At 51.5% G+C, this 19,291-nt stretch carries 20 protein-coding genes; 8 read left to right on the top strand and 12 right to left on the bottom strand.

Features of this window, described 5'->3' with window-relative positions:
• Positions 1-45: 45 nt before the first annotated feature.
• The 8 genes from ACJJI0_RS16535 to ACJJI0_RS16500 all read left to right on the top strand — a co-directional run bounded on the left by ACJJI0_RS16535 (position 46) and on the right by ACJJI0_RS16500 (position 7,710).
• On the top strand, positions 46-954 hold the full coding sequence (locus tag ACJJI0_RS16535) for an energy transducer TonB (RefSeq protein ID WP_444883442.1): 909 nt from the start codon (positions 46-48) through the stop codon (positions 952-954).
• A gap of 35 nt (positions 955-989) precedes the next feature.
• The gene (locus ACJJI0_RS16530) at positions 990-1,574 is read left to right on the top strand and encodes a YqgE/AlgH family protein (protein ID WP_444883441.1); all 585 of its coding nucleotides are present in this window, start codon (positions 990-992) and stop codon (positions 1,572-1,574) included.
• A 59-nt stretch (positions 1,575-1,633) separates the two neighbouring features.
• Positions 1,634-2,056 carry a Holliday junction resolvase RuvX gene (ruvX, locus tag ACJJI0_RS16525; RefSeq protein ID WP_444883440.1) on the top strand — a complete coding sequence of 141 codons (423 nt, stop codon included), beginning with the start codon at positions 1,634-1,636 and terminating at the stop codon, positions 2,054-2,056.
• 89 nt (positions 2,057-2,145) lie between these two features.
• Positions 2,146-3,063, top strand: coding sequence for a hydroxymethylbilane synthase (gene hemC, locus ACJJI0_RS16520; protein ID WP_444883439.1), 918 nt, complete (start codon positions 2,146-2,148; stop codon positions 3,061-3,063).
• Positions 3,064-3,080: 17 nt separating this feature from the next.
• Positions 3,081-3,851, top strand: a complete 771-nt coding sequence (locus ACJJI0_RS16515) for a uroporphyrinogen-III synthase (RefSeq protein ID WP_444883438.1) — start codon at positions 3,081-3,083, stop codon at positions 3,849-3,851.
• 119 nt (positions 3,852-3,970) lie between these two features.
• Positions 3,971-5,329, top strand: coding sequence for a uroporphyrinogen-III C-methyltransferase (locus tag ACJJI0_RS16510; RefSeq protein ID WP_444883437.1), 1,359 nt, complete (start codon positions 3,971-3,973; stop codon positions 5,327-5,329).
• On the top strand, positions 5,326-6,576 hold the full coding sequence (locus ACJJI0_RS16505; protein WP_444883436.1) for a heme biosynthesis HemY N-terminal domain-containing protein: 1,251 nt from the start codon (positions 5,326-5,328) through the stop codon (positions 6,574-6,576). Before ACJJI0_RS16510 ends, ACJJI0_RS16505 begins: the two co-directional genes overlap by 4 nt.
• Before the next feature lie 93 nt (positions 6,577-6,669).
• On the top strand, positions 6,670-7,710 hold the full coding sequence (locus ACJJI0_RS16500) for an alpha/beta fold hydrolase (protein ID WP_444883435.1): 1,041 nt from the start codon (positions 6,670-6,672) through the stop codon (positions 7,708-7,710).
• Positions 7,711-7,998: 288 nt separating this feature from the next.
• On the opposite strand, the gene ACJJI0_RS16495 is transcribed toward ACJJI0_RS16500, so the two are convergent.
• The 12 genes from ACJJI0_RS16495 to metX form a co-directional block, all read right to left on the bottom strand.
• Entirely contained in the window at positions 7,999-8,328 is a 330-nt protein-coding gene (locus ACJJI0_RS16495) for a hypothetical protein (protein ID WP_252084173.1), read from the bottom strand.
• Positions 8,329-8,615: 287 nt separating this feature from the next.
• A complete protein-coding gene (locus ACJJI0_RS16490; RefSeq protein ID WP_444883434.1) occupies positions 8,616-9,128 on the bottom strand; it encodes a hypothetical protein in 513 nt (170 codons plus the stop codon).
• A 139-nt stretch (positions 9,129-9,267) separates the two neighbouring features.
• Positions 9,268-10,488 (bottom strand): serine hydrolase domain-containing protein, encoded by a 1,221-nt coding sequence (locus ACJJI0_RS16485; RefSeq protein WP_444883433.1) that lies wholly within the window; start codon positions 10,486-10,488, stop codon positions 9,268-9,270.
• A gap of 178 nt (positions 10,489-10,666) precedes the next feature.
• Complete coding sequence (gene ubiD / locus ACJJI0_RS16480; protein WP_444883432.1) at positions 10,667-12,133, bottom strand: 4-hydroxy-3-polyprenylbenzoate decarboxylase; 1,467 nt, start codon at positions 12,131-12,133, stop codon at positions 10,667-10,669.
• A 155-nt stretch (positions 12,134-12,288) separates the two neighbouring features.
• Positions 12,289-12,558, bottom strand: coding sequence for an RNA-binding regulator (gene rbp / locus ACJJI0_RS16475; protein ID WP_020413665.1), 270 nt, complete (start codon positions 12,556-12,558; stop codon positions 12,289-12,291).
• Between the two features lie 269 nt (positions 12,559-12,827).
• Positions 12,828-14,087: a transcription termination factor Rho gene (gene rho / locus ACJJI0_RS16470; RefSeq protein WP_108731406.1), complete on the bottom strand. Its 1,260-nt coding sequence runs from the start codon at positions 14,085-14,087 to the stop codon at positions 12,828-12,830.
• A 372-nt stretch (positions 14,088-14,459) separates the two neighbouring features.
• A complete protein-coding gene (gene trxA, locus ACJJI0_RS16465; RefSeq protein ID WP_252084169.1) occupies positions 14,460-14,789 on the bottom strand; it encodes a thioredoxin TrxA in 330 nt (109 codons plus the stop codon).
• Positions 14,790-14,933: 144 nt separating this feature from the next.
• Complete coding sequence (gene hemW, locus ACJJI0_RS16460) at positions 14,934-16,157, bottom strand: radical SAM family heme chaperone HemW (protein WP_444883431.1); 1,224 nt, start codon at positions 16,155-16,157, stop codon at positions 14,934-14,936.
• Positions 16,138-16,758, bottom strand: coding sequence for an RdgB/HAM1 family non-canonical purine NTP pyrophosphatase (gene rdgB / locus ACJJI0_RS16455; RefSeq protein WP_444883430.1), 621 nt, complete (start codon positions 16,756-16,758; stop codon positions 16,138-16,140). Before rdgB ends, hemW begins: the two co-directional genes overlap by 20 nt.
• Positions 16,759-16,892: 134 nt before the next feature.
• A complete protein-coding gene (locus tag ACJJI0_RS16450) occupies positions 16,893-17,336 on the bottom strand; it encodes a DUF4426 domain-containing protein (RefSeq protein ID WP_444883429.1) in 444 nt (147 codons plus the stop codon).
• Between the two features lie 136 nt (positions 17,337-17,472).
• Positions 17,473-18,063 (bottom strand): methionine biosynthesis protein MetW, encoded by a 591-nt coding sequence (metW, locus tag ACJJI0_RS16445; protein WP_252084166.1) that lies wholly within the window; start codon positions 18,061-18,063, stop codon positions 17,473-17,475.
• Complete coding sequence (gene metX, locus ACJJI0_RS16440; protein WP_444883428.1) at positions 18,054-19,259, bottom strand: homoserine O-succinyltransferase MetX; 1,206 nt, start codon at positions 19,257-19,259, stop codon at positions 18,054-18,056. Before metX ends, metW begins: the two co-directional genes overlap by 10 nt.
• Positions 19,260-19,291: the final 32 nt, after the last annotated feature.

Below are 19,291 nucleotides of genomic sequence, written 5' to 3'. Positions count from 1 at the left end.
GAGCGTAACGCTCGGCAAGATATAAGCAGTAACCGATAATAGATAATGAATTCCACCGCCAACACGACGCCAAATTATGCAGACCAGCGCGAGCGTTTTACGTTCTCGCTGTTTCTCGCTGGCGCCATTCACGCGCTTTTGATTTTTGGTGTGGCTTTTGCCGAACCTGAAGGGCGGCAAGCCGCACCAACCCTGGAAGTTACTCTGTCACAATATAACTCGCCACAAGCACCGGAAGATGCCGACTACCTGGCCCAACACAACCAGCAGGCCAGCGGCACGGCAGATACCCCAAAGGAGCTGTCCAGCAATCGTCGCGCCGAATTTGCTGATACGCAAATTCACGATGTTAATCCTCTACCACAGCAGCAAGCCGCACGGCCTGCTGACCAGCGCCGCCAGTTGATCACCACGATCGGCGATAGCCCTCTGCAGGCCCCGGAGCTACCCGCCGAAGACAAGTTTTCCGAAGAGAAACGCGGCGATGCCCCAAATGATCTAGCCAGGACGAATCCAAAAATTGCCAGCCTGCAAGCGCGCCTGGATAAAATTCGCCAAACTATTGCCCAGCGCCCGCGAGTGCGACGCCTGACCTCAGTGGCAACAAAAGCCTCTGCAGATGCCGCTTATCTGCACGAATGGCGCCAGAAGGTGGAAGCAATAGGTAGCGACAACTTCCCCGCGGAAGCCCTGCAGCAGAAAATCACTGGCAGCCTGCGCATGATGGTGCGCTTGCTGCCTACAGGCGCGGTGGAGGAAGTAATGATTCTGGACTCTTCGGGAGAGCGAATCCTCGACGATGCCGCCCAACAGATTGTACGCCTGGCAGCCCCCTTTGCGCCTTTCCCAGCAGAGATTCGCAAGGAGGCTGACCGCCTCGAAATTATCCGCACCTGGCGCTTCGATTTAACTGGCTTCTCCACTACCGCAGGTGAGCTGCCCGAGCGCGGCTAAACTTGCCTTGCACGCAAGCGACCTAGAATCCAACTATGCCCAATTCGAACATTGACAGCGACCTAACCCATGGCAGCTTGCGCGGCCAATTCCTACTGGCCATGCCCGGCATGGAGGACCCGCGCTTCAAGCACAGCATCGCTCTAATTGTTGAGCACAGCCAAGAGGGGGCTATGGGCATAGTGATCAACGCCCCCAGCAAAGTGCACTGGCGAGAGGTTTTCGAGCAGTTGTCGCTGAAGGACTCCAGCCAACGTGGCGATGAAACTGTTCTGCTGGGCGGGCCTATTTCTCCCGAGCAGGGCTTTGTCCTGCACGGTGCCGGCGTACATTTCGACTCGACGAGCGAAATCAATTTGGAAATCAGTCTTACCGCTTCCAGGGATATTCTCGAGTCACTGGCCTCAGGACATGGCCCCGACGATGTGCTGCTAGCTCTGGGCTACGCCGGCTGGGGGCCAGGACAATTGGAGCAGGAACTGGCGGAAAACGCCTGGCTGACTCTACCGGCAGAACCCGAAATCCTGTTTGCCACCCCAGTGCAAAAACGCTGGCAAAGTGCTGCCGCTCGACACGGTATCGACCTCTCAGGGCTCGGCTCACAGGCCGGACACGCCTAGCCCTTCCCGGTTATTATCCGGCCGAAGATTGATCCCTCTAATACCGGATGTTCCCCCTGATGAGTAAACCCATTACCGCCCTCGCCTTCGATTTTGGCACCCGCTCCATCGGCCTCGCCTTTGGCCAGAGCCTGACCGGAAGCGCCAAAGAGCTGCCACCACTGCCGGCAAAGGATGGCAAACCCGACTGGGACAAGGTCCAGCGACTGATCGACGAGTGGAAGCCACATTATTTGCTTGTGGGTTTACCACTGAATATGGATGGCAGTGAGAGTGAATTTGGTGCTCGTGCACGTAAATTTGGCCAGCGCCTGCACGGGCGCACCGGGCTACCGGTGGAAATGATTGATGAGCGCCTCAGTACCCGCGCAGCTAAAGAAGAGGCAGCTGAACGCGGCCACCGCGGCAGCTACGCCGATAACCCAGTGGATTCCATTGCCGCGCGTATCATTCTCGAGGACTGGCTGCGCGCACGCGCCTGATACCCGCTCCCAGAATCTGTGCAAGCTGAGCCATAGCTGCCGGCGCTCTGATAGAATTACCCGCCCACATAAATGAGTGACCGAGCCCAATGCCCATTTCCCGTATCCGCATCGCTACGCGCGAGAGCGCCCTGGCCCTATGGCAAGCCAATTATGTTAAGGATCGCCTGCAGCAGGAGCACCCTCAGCTGGAGGTAGAGTTGCTGCCAATGACCAGTCGTGGCGATCAGGTGCTGGATATCCCCCTAACCAAGGTGGGCGGCAAAGGGCTCTTTGTAAAAGAGCTAGAAGTGGCCATGCTGGAGGGACGCGCGGATATCGCCGTACACTCTATGAAGGATGTGCCGATGGAATTTCCCGAAGGCCTCTACCTGCCAGTTATTTGCGAGCGCGAGGACCCGCGTGATGCCTTCGTCAGCAACCGCTTTGCCAATTTGGAGGAACTGCCACAAGGCGCGATTGTGGGCACTTCGAGCCTGCGCCGCCAGTGCCAACTTCTGGCGCAGCGCCCCGATCTGGAGGTCAAGTTCCTACGCGGCAACGTAAACACTCGCCTAGCCAAACTGGATGCGGGAGAGTACGACGCCATTATTCTCGCTGCCGCCGGGCTGCTGCGCCTGGAGATGCGCGAACGCATCCGCAGCTTTCTCCTCGCCACTGTATTGCTACCCGCCGGCGGCCAGGGCGCTGTCGGTATCGAAGCCCGCAAAGACAGCGAGCTGGAAGCCCTACTGCAACCACTGCACTGCCATGAAACCGCCGCGCGACTCAGTGCAGAACGCGCACTGGTTAAGCGCCTGAACGGCGGCTGTCAGGTTCCCATCGGCTGTTATGCCGAGCTGGAAGGCGACGCTCTGTGGCTACGCGGCCTGGTCGGCAGTCCCGATGGCACCAGCATGATCCGCGCCGAAATCCGTGGTGCAGCCATTGATGGCGAAGCTCTGGGCGTTCAACTCGCTGAACAGTTGCTGGAGCAGGGTGCCGACAAAATTCTCGACGCGATTTAAGCCCAGGATAGATCCATATGGCCAAGCGCCTGCAAGGCAAGCGCGTACTGACCACGCGCCCCGCCCATCAAGCCGACACCTGGGGTACGCTATTGCGCGCTACGGGCGCGGAAGTTGACACTATCCCTATGTTGGCTATTGAGCCCCTCATTGATGAGGCGGCTCAGCAGGCCATTAAAAAACGGATTCTCAATTTCGACCAGGTGGATTTTGCCATTTTCGTCTCCCAGAATGCGGTGCGCTACGCCGTCGACTGGCTGGAGGATTACTGGCCACAGTTACCCCAGGGGCCACAATACCTCGCTATTGGCGCGGCCACGGCTAAAGCATTACTGATGCGTGGTATACCCTGCGAGCACAGCGGCGAACACATGACTTCCGAGGACCTGCTCGCCCTCCCCACCCTACAAGAGGTTTCAGGACTTCGGGTACTGATCTTCCGCGGCACTGGCGGACGCACTCTTATTGGCGACACCTTGCGCGCACGGGGTGGGCGTGTGGATTACTGTGAACTCTACCGTAGGTCCCTACCTGCAGGTGCCCCAGCGGATTTGGCGGGGTATTCTTTCACCCCGGATGCCATCACGGTCCACAGTGGCGAGACTCTCGCGAATCTACACAGCTGCATTGAGCGTGCAAATTGCGCACACCTCCTCCAGGCTGCCCTTATCTGTCCCAGCGCACGCGTCGCGGAGCAAGCCCGTGCTCTGGGTTTTATCTATACCAGCAGTGCTCAGAATGCCGGAGACAGCGCTATGCTAGAGGCACTGCTCAGGGCGCTAAACTGAATTGCTCTCGAATTTGCTGCCCTATTGGGTTAAAAATCTCAAAACGACGCCACCGGCGCTATTATGGTCGGTGCCACTCGCTATAATTCGACGACAATTACCAGCTGCGCCCCAAGCCCATGACCAACGAAAAACCCAAGGACAATCCTTCCACCCCGGCTAACGAACTCACTTCCGATGCACTGGACAAGGGGGGGAGCAAGAGCAATTTTGCCAAAGCAGCAGAAGGCAAAACTGATAAGGCCGCTAAAAATGTGATGCCTAAAAAGGGCGGTGGGCATTGGTGGTGGCTGGTCTTTATTCTGCTGCTTATCGCTTTGATCGCTTTTGCCTGGTACAGCTGGCCCCAACTGCGCAACCGCATCGCACAGCTGGACTTTTTCCCTGCCAAACAAACTGTGTCCACACAGAAAGCCGAATCACAAGGTGAAGTCACATCGCCAAATATTTCTACCGGGCCTGATACTTCCAGCCAAGCCCGCGAAGGGATAACTTCTACTGCACCCGCTGCACAATCTACTGCCGAACCTCCTTCCATAGAAGCCCAGCAGGCAGAAGCGCCGAGCGTCTCCCCACAGAACCAGCAGCTTGATCAACTTCAACAGACAGATACTGAGTTGCGCAATCAAATACAATCGCAAACGCGTACTATTTTGCAGCTACAGCAACAGCTAGCGGCTCTTCAGCGCAGCCTCACCGCCCAGGGCAACCGGCTCAGTGAGCTGGGTAATGTGAGCCGGGAGGACTGGCAACTGGCCGAGGCCGACTACCTATTGCGAATGGCCAATCAGCGGCTGATGCTTGAAGACAATAGCCGCGCCGCTCTGGGCCTTGTTGAAAAGGTCGACACCATTTTGCGCCAGGTTAATCTCCCGGATCTCTACGGAGTGCGCCAACAGTTGGCACGGGATATCACCGCTTTGAAACTCGTGGAAAATATCGATCGAGAAGGCCTCTATTTACGCCTGCGCGCCCTGGAAGAGCAGTTGATCCGCGCCTCTATACAGCCGCAATTCGATATGACCCAAACTCCAAGGGAGGTGGCAAAAGCAGAGCCCACGCAGGATAACCAATCCGCATGGGAGCGCAGCTGGCAAAATTTTACCAACTTCCTACGCGACTCTGTTCGCCCCATCGATGGCGATATCAACCCGGTAATGCTCTCCCCTCAAAGCGAGGCACGCTTTCGCCAAACCCTGCGTTTAAATATGGAGCAGGCACAACTGGCTCTATTGCGCGGCGATAGCACCGTTTACAAGGACGCTCTTGATAGCGCCCGCAAGCTGCTTCTGACTTATGGCACAGCCAATTCCCAGCGCAACACACTCGCGCAACAACTGGCAGAACTCAGCAAACAGCCCATTCAGGCGCAAATGCCAGACCTGAATGCCTCACAGGTGGCTCTCTACAATTACATTGAGCGGCTGCACAAAACGTCAGGGTATGGCACCGGCACCACCGAGGAGGTCAGCCAGTGAGAAAGGTCCTTTTTGCTGCTGTCGCCCTATTACTTCTCGGCGCCTTACTGCCGCAGATAAATCAGAATTACCCCGGGTATTTGGTAATCGGCTTCGGTGGCGAACTCAACAAAGGCTATGAGATGAATCTCTGGTTCGCCATAGTCGCGCTAGTTGCCCTTTTGCTCGCCCTGTTTCTTCTCACCTGGATAAGCCGCAGTCTCTTTCGCGCTGTGCGCGGCAGCGTCGATCGCCTGCGCTTTGGCCGCCAGCGGGTCGCCCGCAGACGTCTCACTAGTGGCCTGGTGGAGTTTATGGAGGGCAACTGGTCACGTGCCCGACGACAACTTTTAAAAAGTGCGCCGCGCTCCGAGGCGCCACTGATTAATTACCTGGCTGCCGCGCGCAGCGCTCATGAGCTTGGATTTCGCGAAGAAGCCAATGAGTTGCTGGCAAAAGCCGAAGCCTGTGGCGATGACACTGGCTTGGCAGTGGCTTTGAGCCAGGCCCGTATGCAGCTACAGGATAAACACTACGAACAGTGTATCGCCAGCCTCAAGCGAGCCAAGCAATTAGAACCTAAGCACCCGGCTCTGCTACAGATGCTCAAGCAGGCCTATTACGCTTTGGGGGACTGGAGCAACCTGAGAGAACTTCTCCCTGAATTAGAAAAACACGCCAATATGTCCGAAGAAGACCGACAAAAACTAGAGCGGGAAGTCTACGAACATCAACTCATCGAAGCCGCAAACCGAAACGACAGAGAGAAACTACATGACATCTGGCACGGCTTGAATGGCCGCTGGCAACGCAACGTAGAGCTTCGCAGTCTCTTTGCCCGTCTGCTGCACCAAAGCGGTGATGACAGCGCCGCGGAAAAACACCTGCGTTGGCTACTAAACCGAGAGTGGGCTCCCAAGCTGGCCGATCTATACGGCCGCCTTACCGGTGCCGACGCAGCGGCTCAGCTCTCTGCTGCAGAGGGCTGGCTCAAGGAATATGGTGAGAGTGCCGACCTACTCACCTGTCTCGGGCGCCTGAGCTTACGCAACGAACTGTGGGGAAAGGCACAACAGTATTTTGAGAAGAGCCTGTTGTTACGTCAGGACCCCGCAACCTCTGCAGAACTGGCACGGCTATTTAAAGCACTCGGCGAGAAGGACAAAGCCTCGCGCTTGTTTGAGGAAGGGCTGATGCAAGCTGTTCCAAACTTACCTCCTGTATCCATGCCCAGTCAGGACAAACCCCTGCTCGGGGTACACGCCTAACCGTTTCTCCAAGGGTCCAGATAATCTGGGCCCTTTTCCTATTATACTATTTACCCCATAGTAAGCCTCCGCATCCTTTTTGAGGCTTGCTCCATGACACCGTCACAGCAATATCTCTCATCCTTCGCTATTTTATTTTCCATTCTCTTATCACGGGTGACGCTGGCTGCTGACAACCCAATCCAGCCACAAGATAAGCTGCTGAGTGACTACGAGTACCCCTATCCGGTTAAGACTCTAGAGCTATCCAAATTAGGCCAGCCTGTGGCCATGGCCTATATGGATATTATTGCGAACAAGCTTGTACGCTCTAAGGGAACAGTACTGCTTCTGCACGGTAAAAATTTTTCCGGCGCCTACTGGAAAGATAGTATCGCCGCGCTCACAGAACAGGGCTACCGTGTTATTACTCCAGACCAAGTTGGCTTCGGAAAGTCCAGTAAGCCATTGATGCAATACAACCTGCACGGTATGGCTACAGATACCAAATTTCTGCTCGACAAACTCAAAGTGGATCAGGTTTCTGTAGTTGGTCACTCCATGGGAGGCATGCTGGCTACACGCTTTTCTTTAATGTACCCGGAGATGGTGAGAAAGCTCGCCTTGGTAAACCCAATCGGCTTGGAGGACTGGAAGCGCGTCGTACCATACGAACCCCTGGAACAAGCCATCCTTAGGGAGCAGGCACAAACACCCGGAGGGATTAAGAGCTATATGTCCAGGGCCTATTTTGATGGGAAATGGAGAAAGTCCTACGATTCCCTGCTCGATATTCAGGCCGGCTGGTCACTGGGCCCTGATTCTAAGCATATAGCCAAGATTGATGCCCTCACTTCAGAAATGGTTTTCACACAGCCGGTTATCTATGAATTCGCAGATCTCACTGTGCCTACCTTACTGATTATCGGTACCCGGGATCGCACCGCGATTGGCCGCGCCCGCGCTGCCGAACCCATTAAAAAGACTCTGGGGCGTTATGACCTATTGGGTAAAAAAGCGGCTGCCATTATTCCAGATGCGAAGTTAACCGAACTTGATGGGGTCGGGCACATACCGCAGTTCGAGGCCTTCAATGATTATTTCGAACCCCTGAGCCAGTTCCTTAATGAGGAGTCTCAGCAGGATTCCGATTGAAAAATTCCTTTCAACCTAAATCAGCCCCACATGACTGAAATAGCCTCAATGGAAAAATAAAAGCTTTCCAGACAGCAATAAAATTCTCTAGCTTGGGGATTTTCACTAAATCTATACCGTAAAGCAGCGAAGCTTCTGTTTACATTTACACCAGAAAAAAAGAAAAATTTATAAAACAGCACCACTTAGAGGGAGAGATAACTTGGATCAGGAACAGAAGACATCCGTAAAAAAGCTATTTGAAAGCTACCTGACCAAGCTGAATAAGAAAAAAATTGCCCGAAGCTATTAGATATTTGCGAACATACCAGCAAAAAGAAGCATCGCTAGGAAAGTAATTATTCCCTGCAGAATCGCAATAATTATTGCTTTCAAAAATCCAGTACCCAATACCAACATATAGGCAATAGCCGCCAGTGGAATAGTCAAGAGAACCCCGGCGCTGTCACTCACACCGGGCAACATGCCGCCCACTATTCTCTGTACAATTAATGCCAACAATAAAGCAAAAAGACAGTGGAAAACTCCTGTATTTCTCGCCCCCATCATGGCAGCAGCCATTTTTAATGGCAGGACTAAGACTGCCACCATAATGATTACAAAAAGAATCAATTCCATTTATCACCCCTCCCTCACATTGTAATTATTTGCCCTAATCCCCAGGACCATCATGATGTAATTTGTTTATCGACCACTAAAAGCCAGACAAGAATGTCATCAAATGTTAAATATATTGGTCGACTGCATAATTAACATGCAATATAGCATCGAAGTATAGAAGAGATTACATCATACTACCTAAGTCACATTTGGTTGAATTAGACGCACAAAAAAAGCTGGCAGAAGAATCACTACCAGCTTTATTGCAAGAAAGAGTGATATACAGAATTGATTGATTTGACAGTTTACTTACGTACTAGACGCATACTCGAAGGCTTTAGAGCTCCATTTTCCATATAGCTCTCTGTACGGATGATCCCTTCACTCTCCAACCACTCAAAGCCCAAACTATGTTGGTGATTGGCTTCTAAATCCAAAAGATTGGTAGCATCTTTGAAAGAAAATACCAGCTGTCCTCTTTCACCACTTGAACTAAGCTGCAAACGGGGCTGATTTCCTTGAGGGCAATAGTGGGTTGCCAATAAATTGCCATTATCCATATGATAGATAGTGAGCGAATGAGATTTACCCTTATACAGCCAATTCTCTACCAAAACAGAGGCTCCGGCAGCCTGGGAAAATTTAATATAAAAATCCCCCCCAGTATCGCCTTCCTTTTTCCAGTCTCCGCTAAGTGATTTTATTCGTTCGAAAGCTTCCTTACTCTTCAGGTTAGCCTCTTCTGCATTCACCATAAGTGGAAAACAACACAGGACGACTGAAAGAAATTTAATTATATCCTCTTTGGCTCTAATCATAATTGGTACTCCTTTTCCTATAGTGAGAGAGCTCAACCCAATGATACCCATTGGAACTTCCTCAATCACCGAAAAACCTATTAATGGATTTTGAGAAATTTCAGATAAAATCTTGATTATTTTATCTTATTTATGATTATTATATTTGCACTAAGCGCTTGGCAATATGCCTCATCGCCTCGGCTGACTTACTATCCATACCACGGTTCATTAGTATAATAAAGCCATCCTTACGGTCTGGGTCAAAATACATAGCAGTAAAAACCCCCAGATCTGACCCCATATGCCCCACAAGCCCATCGCGATCTCTCCAAAAAAAGCGTTGCGAATCAGAAACCGATTTGGGCAACTGCAAACGAAACATTTCTTCATACATGGTATCAGACAAGAGTTTCGCCCCTGATTTATCCCGGTTATGAAGGACTGCCAGTAGGAAATCACTAAGGTCTGCAATACTTACGCGAACACCACCATCCGGATACTGTGGATTACCATTGTGAGGATATGGATGAAATTTTTTATATTCGAAAGGTGGCTTAATAAACCTTCCCACAAAATAATTTATTTTGCTTGATTCATCATCAGTGCACAGGCCGACAAATGGTACACATTGCTCTACTTTATAAGGTACAGCTATAGAATTCAGATCCATCCCATTAAGTTTCCAGCTTGCACTTTCCATTTCCAGACGGTGAAAAAGGGTATCCTTGCTATAGTCAGCGAGGGTTTGGCCTATTGCAGACTCCACTAGAAGGCCCGCCAAACCTGCAGATAAATTGCTGTATTGCCGTCTTTTCCCCGGCATAGATTTCAGATAATGGTCTCCATTATTGTACAGACTACCATCCTTAGTAAGGAGAGAACGGAGGTGTTGCTCAAGGCTAATTTCTGGGTCGCGGTTTTCAGAGTAAGTGGCATAGTCATAGTAATCTGCAATACCTGCAGTGTGACTTGCCAGATTTCTTAAAGTAATTTTTTCACCCCTTATATGTGGATTATCCACCTTAAATGGTAAATAGGTATTGATATCCCGATCGAGCTCCAAATTTCCATTATCGACCAATTGCAATAACGTTACGCCCATAATAGGTTTGCTAATTGATGCGATATTAAAAGGAGTATTCTGGGTAACTGCCTCACCAGATTCCACATCCGCCATTCCGTAGACTTGCTGAAAAACAAGCTTACCGTCTTTTACTCTTGAAACGGCCATACCAGGAATAGCCGCCTCTTTCATAATTGTGGGCAGAAATTCTTCAATATTGGTAATCTCGGCGCTTCTCTCCTGCTGGCTTGGCAATATAGCCCAAAATCCGAAAACGCCAACAATCATTAAGCTGACAGCATAAAGTACTCTCATTTAAATATTCCCCACAATTAATCAAAGACGGCCATAACGCTGATACCGAGATTTGACGTTATCAGCTTTATCTATAGATGCGGGAATTTGGAAAAATGGTTAAATGCTAAGAAATTAGCAACTAGAGCGCCTCTTGGGACGCTCTATGGAAGAATAACTAAAATAAAGAGAGCAGCAATTATTCAAAACCTAGCTTGGACCAGATTTCATCGACCCTCTGGACCACCTGTGGATCTTTCTCGATAGGATTACCCCACTCTCTGTTGGTTTCTCCCTGCCATTTATTAGTAGCATCAAAACCAATCTTCGAACCCAAGCCAGAAATTGGCGAGGCAAAATCCAGATAATCAATCGGGGTGTTTTCCACCATCACCGTATCACGCGCGGGGTCCATGCGGGTTGTCATAGCCCAAATTACATCTTTCCAATCTCTTGCATTTACATCATCATCAGTAACGATAACAAACTTGGTATACATAAACTGGCGCAGGAAAGACCAGACTCCCATCATCACCCTTTTGGCATGGCCGGGATACTGCTTTTTCATAGTTACTACAGCTAGCCGATAGGAGCAGCCTTCAGGTGGCAAGTAAAAATCGACAATTTCAGGAAATTGTTTCTGTAAAATAGGCACAAATACTTCATTGAGTGCCTCGCCAAGGATCGCGGGTTCATCCGGCGGACGGCCAGTGTAAGTACTGTGATAGATGGGTTTTTTCCGGTGGGTAATTTTCTCCACGGTAAACACCGGGAAACGATCCACCTCATTGTAATAGCCTGTATGATCCCCATAGGGGCCTTCATCGGCCATGTCATCGGGGTAGATAAAACCTTCCAACACATATTCGGCACTGGCGGGAACCTGCAGATCACTGAGCAATGCACCAGTTACTTCGGTTTTATCTCCACGCAATAGCCCGGCAAAGGCGTATTCCGACAGACTATCCGGTACCGGGGTCACTGCTCCCAGTATTGTGGCCGGATCTGCACCAAGTGCTACAGCTACAGGATAGGGCTCCCCAGGGTGCTTCCGGCACCAATCACGGTAATCCAGCGCTCCTCCCCGGTGGCTGAGCCAACGCATAATCAGTCGGTTTTTACCGATTAACTGCATGCGATAAATACCCAGGTTTTGGCGCTTCTTCTCTGGCCCACGAGTGATCACCAATGGCCAGGTTACCAATGGAGCCGCATCTCCCGGCCAGCAGGTCTGAATTGGCAATTTGGTGAGGTCTAAGTGAGCTTTATCTACTACCACCTGCTGACAGGCTGCTCCCTTGACCACCTTCGGCCCCATATTGAGCACTTGCTTGAAAACCGGCAATTTTTCCCAGGCATCGCGCAAATTCTCAGGCGGTTGAGGTTCCTTGAGAAAGGCGAGTAATTCACCCACCTCACGTAGGTCATCAATGCTCTCACGCCCCATCCCAAGCGCTACTCGCTCAGTGGTGCCAAACAGATTGGCGAGCACCGGAGTATCAAAACCGATAGGATTTTCAAAAAGTAATGCAGGACCTCCCGAGCGCAGAACGCGATCAGAGATTTCTGTCATTTCCAGATTGGGGTCTACAGGGAATTTAATCCGTTTGAGCTGGCCACGCTTTTCCAACAATTGGATAAAATCACGCAGGTCTTTGTATTTCATGGGCTGCCGGTCAAGAAGAAAAATCCAGCGCGCAGTGTAAAACAGAAATTACAAAATGGGGAACAGCCCCCAGGATAGGGTGCCAATTGAGAAAAGGAAGAAACGACCCGCAAACAAAATGCTGCGGGTCGCAAAAAACTTAAGCTAGCCGTAGCTTAGAAGCGAGGGCGACGCGGACGATCTTCGCGAGGCTTAGCTTCGTTCACGCGGATGTTACGGCCAGACAGAGGCTGGTCGTTCATCTCTTCGATCGCTTTGCGCGCTTCGTCGTCGTTAGGCATTTCTACGAAACCGAAGCCCTTAGAGCGGCCAGTCTCACGGTCAGTAATAACAGTAGCCCGAGAGATTTCTCCGAATGCGCCGAAAGCTTCGTGCAGGTCGTCAGAGGTTACCGCGTAGGCCAGATTTCCAATATAGATATTCACAAAAGGTTCTCACTAGATGTGTGGGCTGTCGTGCAGTCACAAATGAATAACCAGCTCCACCAGATTATCCATTTGAGATTGGCCCTTTGCGGGGTTATCCCTGGGCCAATTCGGTCGGGCGCCAAACTATAAATTTCATACCCAGCGCCACGATGTGGAACTTTATATGCCTTATAGCTCGCCTTTTCAACATTAATTCGCGCAAATAATCACTTTGTGCAAACCAGAATATAAAAGGCGCCGATATGGGCGCCTTTTATATAAAAAAATTATTTCCGTTTCATGGACAGGAAGAATTCGTCATTTGTCTTGAAGTCTTTCAGCTTGTCCACCAGGAATTCAGTTGAGGCTACATCTTCCATATCATGTAGTAACTTGCGCAGGATCCATACCCGCTGCAGCTCGCCCTCAGGCATCAGCAGCTCTTCTCGACGTGTTCCCGAGCGTCGAACATTAATTGCCGGATAAACACGTTTTTCCGCGATCTTACGATCCAACTGCAACTCCATATTACCCGTGCCTTTAAACTCCTCGAAAATCACCTCGTCCATCTTCGAGCCAGTATCAATCAGTGCAGTAGCAATAATAGACAGACTTCCGCCTTCTTCAATATTCCGTGCGGCGCCAAAGAAACGCTTAGGTCTCTCGAGGGCGTGGGCATCCACACCACCAGTCAATACCTTACCGGAACTGGGTACCGTGGTGTTATAGGCACGCGCCAGACGGGTAATAGAGTCCAACAGGATGACCACGTCTTTCTTGTGCTCTACCAGGCGCTTGGCTTTTTCGATAACCATCTCGGCAACCTGTACGTGACGTGCCGGAGGCTCATCAAATGTAGAGGCAACCACTTCTCCGCGCACCGAGCGCTGCATTTCGGTAACTTCTTCCGGACGCTCATCAATCAGCAGGACAATAAGGTGGCACTCCGGATTGTTGCGCGTGATAGCCTGAGCCATATTCTGCAACATAATCGTTTTACCGGCTTTTGGCGGCGCCACGATCAAACCCCTCTGGCCCTTACCAATCGGCGCAACCAGATCAATAATGCGGCCAATCAGGTCTTCGGAAGAGCCATTTCCACATTCCAGGGTTAAGCGATCGTTGGGGAAAAGCGGGGTGAGGTTTTCAAAAAGAATCTTATTGCGGGCATTTTCCGGTTTATCGAAATTAATTTCGTTAACCTTTAATAGAGCGAAATATCTCTCACCCTCTTTTGGTGGGCGAATTTTTCCGGAAATTGAGTCACCCGTGCGCAAATTAAATCGACGAATTTGACTGGGGGAAACATAGATATCATCCGGACCCGCGAGATAGGAGGAATCAGCGGAACGCAAAAATCCAAAACCATCCTGAAGGATTTCCAGTACGCCATCACCGTAAATATCTTCACCGCTTTTGGCGTGGCGTTTGAGAATATTAAAAATAATATCCTGTTTACGCGACCGGGCCAGGTTTTCCAGGCCCATGCCTTTGGCTATTTCAATCAACTCTTCAATGGGTTTGGTTTTTAATTCGGAGAGATTCATACCAATTGCTTATTAAGGTTTCTGTTGTCATTGGCGCGGACACGCCGGAAATAATTTGAGGAGGGGTTTGAAAATCAGAGATTTGCTCGTTTATTTGCCCGGTACTCCAGGACTCCATGCCTTTCAAAAGCGTAATACTCATTGGCTTTAGCTTTCCAACACTAAGCGTTATAGGGAAAGCCGTCTCAATTAAGCTCAATTCGAGGAATAAATACGCCGGGAATAGTCAGGGACCTATGGGGGGGCGTTTTCTTCAGCTGGTCGTCACTGGATTCACAGCTGACTGAACTATTACAGAATTACAGCCAGTATAACGGGTGTTTCCCATCCTGCAAAGAAATTTGCCTTCTTTGCAGGATGAATTAACCGGGATTAAAGCTGGCTATCGATAAACTCGGTCAACTGGGCGCGAGACAGGGCGCCAACCTTAGTGCCTTCCACATTGCCACCTTTAAACAGCAGCAGGGTAGGAATACCGCGTACGTTGTACTTTGCCGGGGTTTCTTTGTTGGCATCCACGTCAACTTTGACGATTTTCAATTTTTCGCCATAGTGACCAGAGAGGTCTTCCAGGACCGGAGCGATCATTTTGCACGGACCGCACCATTGCGCCCAGAAGTCCACCAGCACCGGACCTTCAGCCTTGAGAACCTCGGCTTCAAACTCAGCGTCGGTTACGTTGATGATTGCGTGCTCGCTCATAATGCTTTCCTGTTCTTTAGTTACTCGATGCGGGGACACCGCAGGCGCATCATCTCACGATGCCGGCTGTGGTAATACAGCTGTACTGCGCCGATCAGCCCAGAGTTTGGGGCATTAATTCCGTTTTCAAGCCCTGCTCAGATATCAGGCCTGCTCCAAAAACCGCTGAAGAATCTCATCAAGATAGTCAAAGCCAAAGGCACTGGCAGCAATACGGCGCTCCAGCGGCTGTACCAGATCCATAGCCATCAGCCCCGGCCAATGTCGCTGCAGGGCCTCCAATGATAGGCCGGTATAGCGCTCAAAAGTATCTACCGGTACACCCTCGACCAGGCGCAGGGCGTTCATCAAGAACTCAAGGGGCAAATCGCTGAACTCTATTGAATCAATATGGGGCTCAGCCAGTGCGCGCTGCAACAACTCCCCTCCCTGGGGTGCAATCGACAGGTAGTCTCTTGGAGTTCGCGTACGGCGACTGCGCAATATCTTCCCCTCTGCGGGCAAGCTGACCTTGCCATGGGCTCCGGCACCAATGCCCAGGTAATCGCCAAAGCCCCAATAGTTGAGGTTGTGGCGCGACTCCAGTCCCCTGCCACTGTAGGCGGACACCTCGTAGCGAAAGTATCCCTCCGAGGCAAGGAACTCGCGCCCGTGGCTCTGCATACTGGCGATCAGCTGTGACCCCGGTGTCGAGGGGGGAGCGCTGTAGAACGCTGTATTGGGTTCAATGGTTAATTGGTACCAGGAGATATGTTCAGGCGCCAGGGAGACAGCGCGCTGCAGGTCTTCCAGAGCCTCAGCCTCTGTCTGTCCAGGCAGGCCATGCATCAGATCGAGATTGATATTATCGAAGCCGGCCTTCCGCGCCATCCCTAGGGCCTCACTGGCCTCTTCACCGCTGTGGATACGGCCCAGATTGTGCAACTGGCTACTGCTAAAACTCTGCACGCCAATCGAGAGTCTATTAACCCCTGCGGCCCGATAGCCGGTGAATTTAGCTTGCTCGAAAGTACCCGGATTGGCTTCCAAAGTTATTTCAATATTCTCACTGAAGCCAACCAGCTCCTCAGCCATTATCAGGATCTGGCCGATTGCTTCGGGAGAAAACAGGCTCGGGGTACCACCACCAAAGAAAATCGAGCGCAGCTTGCGTCCCTGCACCCAAGGCAGCTGGCTGATCAAATCACGGCGCAGTTGCGCCACATAGTCCGCCTGTGGGAGAGCATACTCCGTATCCGTATGATCTCTGCTCGCCTGGTGGGAGTTGAAATCACAGTAGGGACATTTGCGCACACACCACGGGATATGTACGTAAAGGCTAAGCGGCGGTAACTGCAAACTATGGTTTCTATCCTGCAAGATCGGCACCCAGCATAGTTTCCTGCCACATCGTTTCAAATGCCACCACTGCCTGGGCGCGGTGGCTAATGCGGTTTTTCAGCTCTCTCGGCATCTGCGCAGAGGTCATCCCTTCCGCATCCACAAAGAACAGGGGGTCGTAGCCAAAGCCCCGCTCACCGGCAGGCTCATTGAGTATACGGCCGCGCCACTGGGCACTACATACTAGGGGGACCGGGTCATCAAAACTGCGTACAAAGGCTAGTGCACAATGAAAACTGGCACCACGACGCACCTCTTCGATCCCTTGCAAGGCCTCAAGCAGCTTGCTGTTATTGCGTGCATCTGTAGCACCTTCGCCGGAATATCGCGCCGAATAGATTCCCGGCGCACCACCGAGCACATCCACTGCCAACCCAGAGTCATCGGCTAGCGCCGGGAGGCCGCTAATGCGGCTGGCGTGACGTGCTTTGATCAGGGCATTTTCAATAAAGCTGAGCCCGGTCTCCTCTGCATCACTCACACCGAATTCAGACTGTGGCAGAACCTCAATGTCCCAGCTGTTGAAGAGTTGGGAAAATTCTCGCAATTTGCCGGCGTTACCGCTGGCCAAAACAATTCTTTTTAACATGCTGTATCAAATAAAAAACGGGCTCTGGGCCCGCAAAGGATTCAGTTTAACTGAGATGTCTTTCTGTGATCACACAGCTTATTGCAGCCGTATAAACAGAGAGAATCGCTCACCCAGGTCATTCACCATTGCCGCTAGAGCTTGCGACGGAAGGAAATCGTCTGTTTCTTGCCATTGGGCAGGGTCACATCCACATTGAAGGTGAGAGTTTCCTCTTTTTCAAAGCGCAAGGGTGCCAAATAGTAAACCGCGTCGCCTTCCCGAATTTCTTTAAACTTCAGCGGTCGCGACTGCTGAATCAGGTTTGTCGCATTGCCAGACATCTCCGCACTAAGGCCCTTGGTACCACCATCTTTTTTCACCACAGAGACATTCACGTAGGCGCGGTCTTTAGCCCTCACCAGTTGGTACTGTTGGGCGATGTCCGGCTGGATAAAGTCACTGTTGAACACCGAGAAAATCACCCGGTAATCTCCGAAGTCCTCGTAATTCTTAATAACACGGGCCTGTTGTGCCATGGCACTAGCGGTCAGGAAGAGCAGCGTAAGAGCGGCAGCGACATTAAAGATGCGGTTCACGGGTCACCTCCAATTGTTATGAGCGCCCTTTCAACTGAATAACCGGGCAGACCCGGCGGTTTGGCCAGAGCGATAATCACCCATATCAGCAGTTTGCCCCAGAGACCCGGAACAAAAACTTGGCGCAGATATTAGTTTAGCGAGTCAGGTGGTATATCGCGGTCTCACCGAATAAATTTGGCAAAAAGTCTTTAAAGACCACCCCTAATTTCGACTCAGATACTACCTGGCGGTGCAAAATAGTCCAATCGTTCTGCCCGCACAGCACCTCGAAGTCTCGAAAAGTACAAAAATGAATATTGGGTGTGTCATACCATTCAAATGGTAATAAATCGGAAACCGGCATACGCCCAGAAAAAGCCAGGTGCCAGCGGGCCTTCCACTGGCCAAAGTTGGGGAAGGTGATAATACAGTCGCGCCCAACTCGTAACATTTCACCCACCACCAGATGCGGGTGCCTCAAGGTTTGCAGGGCCTGGGTCATTACCACGGTATCGAAACTGGCATCGGCGAAATTGGTAAGCCCCGCATCGAGGTTTTGCTCGACGACATTGACCCCACGCTGCACACAACGGTGTATCTGCTGCGCATCTATTTCCAGTCCGTAACCAACAACGTCTTTGTTCTTCTGCAACTGTTCCAGCAGTTCACCATCACCACAGCCCAGATCGAGTACTCGGCTTGCGGGCGCTATCCATTCCTGGATTACATTGAGATCTATACGCATGCGGGCTGCCCTGCTTTGTGCTCCAGCGCTACACGCTGCATGTAGGCACGAAAGACGCCCTCGTAGCGCTTATTTGGCAACAGGAAGGCATCGTGTCCCATGGCGGACTCAATTTCTGCATAACTCACCGCCCGATTCGCGTGCATCAACGCATCGGCGATTTCCCGCGAGCGGCTGGGGGCGAAGCGCCAGTCCGAAGTGAAGGAGATCAACAGGAAGCGGCAACGCGCATGGGCAAAAGCCGCTACTGGGTCGTCGTTGTACTCCCGTGCGAGATCAAAAATATCCAGCGCTCGTGTCATAAGGATGTAGGTATTTGGATCGAAACTGCTGGAAAAGCTATCACCCTGGTAACGCAAATAACTCTGAATCTGGAACTCCACCTCTTCGTCAACGCCCTGCTGGAAGCTACCGGAACGCAGTTCACGACCAAATTTATGCGCCAAACCATCATCGGAAAGATAGGTAATGTGGCCAATCATGCGCGCGACAGCCAAACCTCCACGAGGCAGTTTCCCCACCTCCAGATAGCGCCCTGCACAGAAATCCGGATCCGAGGTTATCGCCTGACGTGCGGTCTCATTGAAAGCAATATTCTGTGCCGAGAGTTTCAACGCAGAAGCAATCACCACGCAATGGCGCAAGCGTTCCGGGTACTCCAGAGACCAACGCATGGCCTGCATTCCCCCCAGGCTGCCACCAATCACTGCGGCCCACTGCTCTATGCCAAGAATATCTGCCAAGCGCGCCTGGCTGTGTACCCAATCGCGCACTCGCAAGGAGGGAAAATCCGGGCCCCAGGGTTTACCCGTGGCGGGATTGATAGAGACGGGTCCGGTAGAACCATGGCAGCCGCCCAAGTTATTGACCGCCACCACAAAAAACCTATTGGTATCGATGGGCTTGCCGGGACCGATATAGTGGTCCCACCACCCTGGGCGCTTGTCCTCGGGGCTGTGTCTGCCCGCAGCATGGTGGTGACCGGATAACGCATGGCAAATCAACACCGCGTTACTTTTATCGGCATTCATTACGCCATAGGTTTCATAGACTAAGGTGTAGTCCTGTAAAACACGCCCGCAGGCCAACTGCAGAGGTTCACAAAACTTATGGCTCTTTGCTGTTACAAGACCTACAGAGCCGTGATCTGCTGTACTGGGTGCCTCGCGGGAGGGGCTGGAGTTTTCCGTGGACAAAGTAATTATATCTGTCGGGTTATTTGGCGGTT

This window comes from Microbulbifer mixtoriginis (SeqCode), from assembly GCF_052466695.1.
This window is presented reverse-complemented; position numbering and strand designations above follow the sequence as displayed.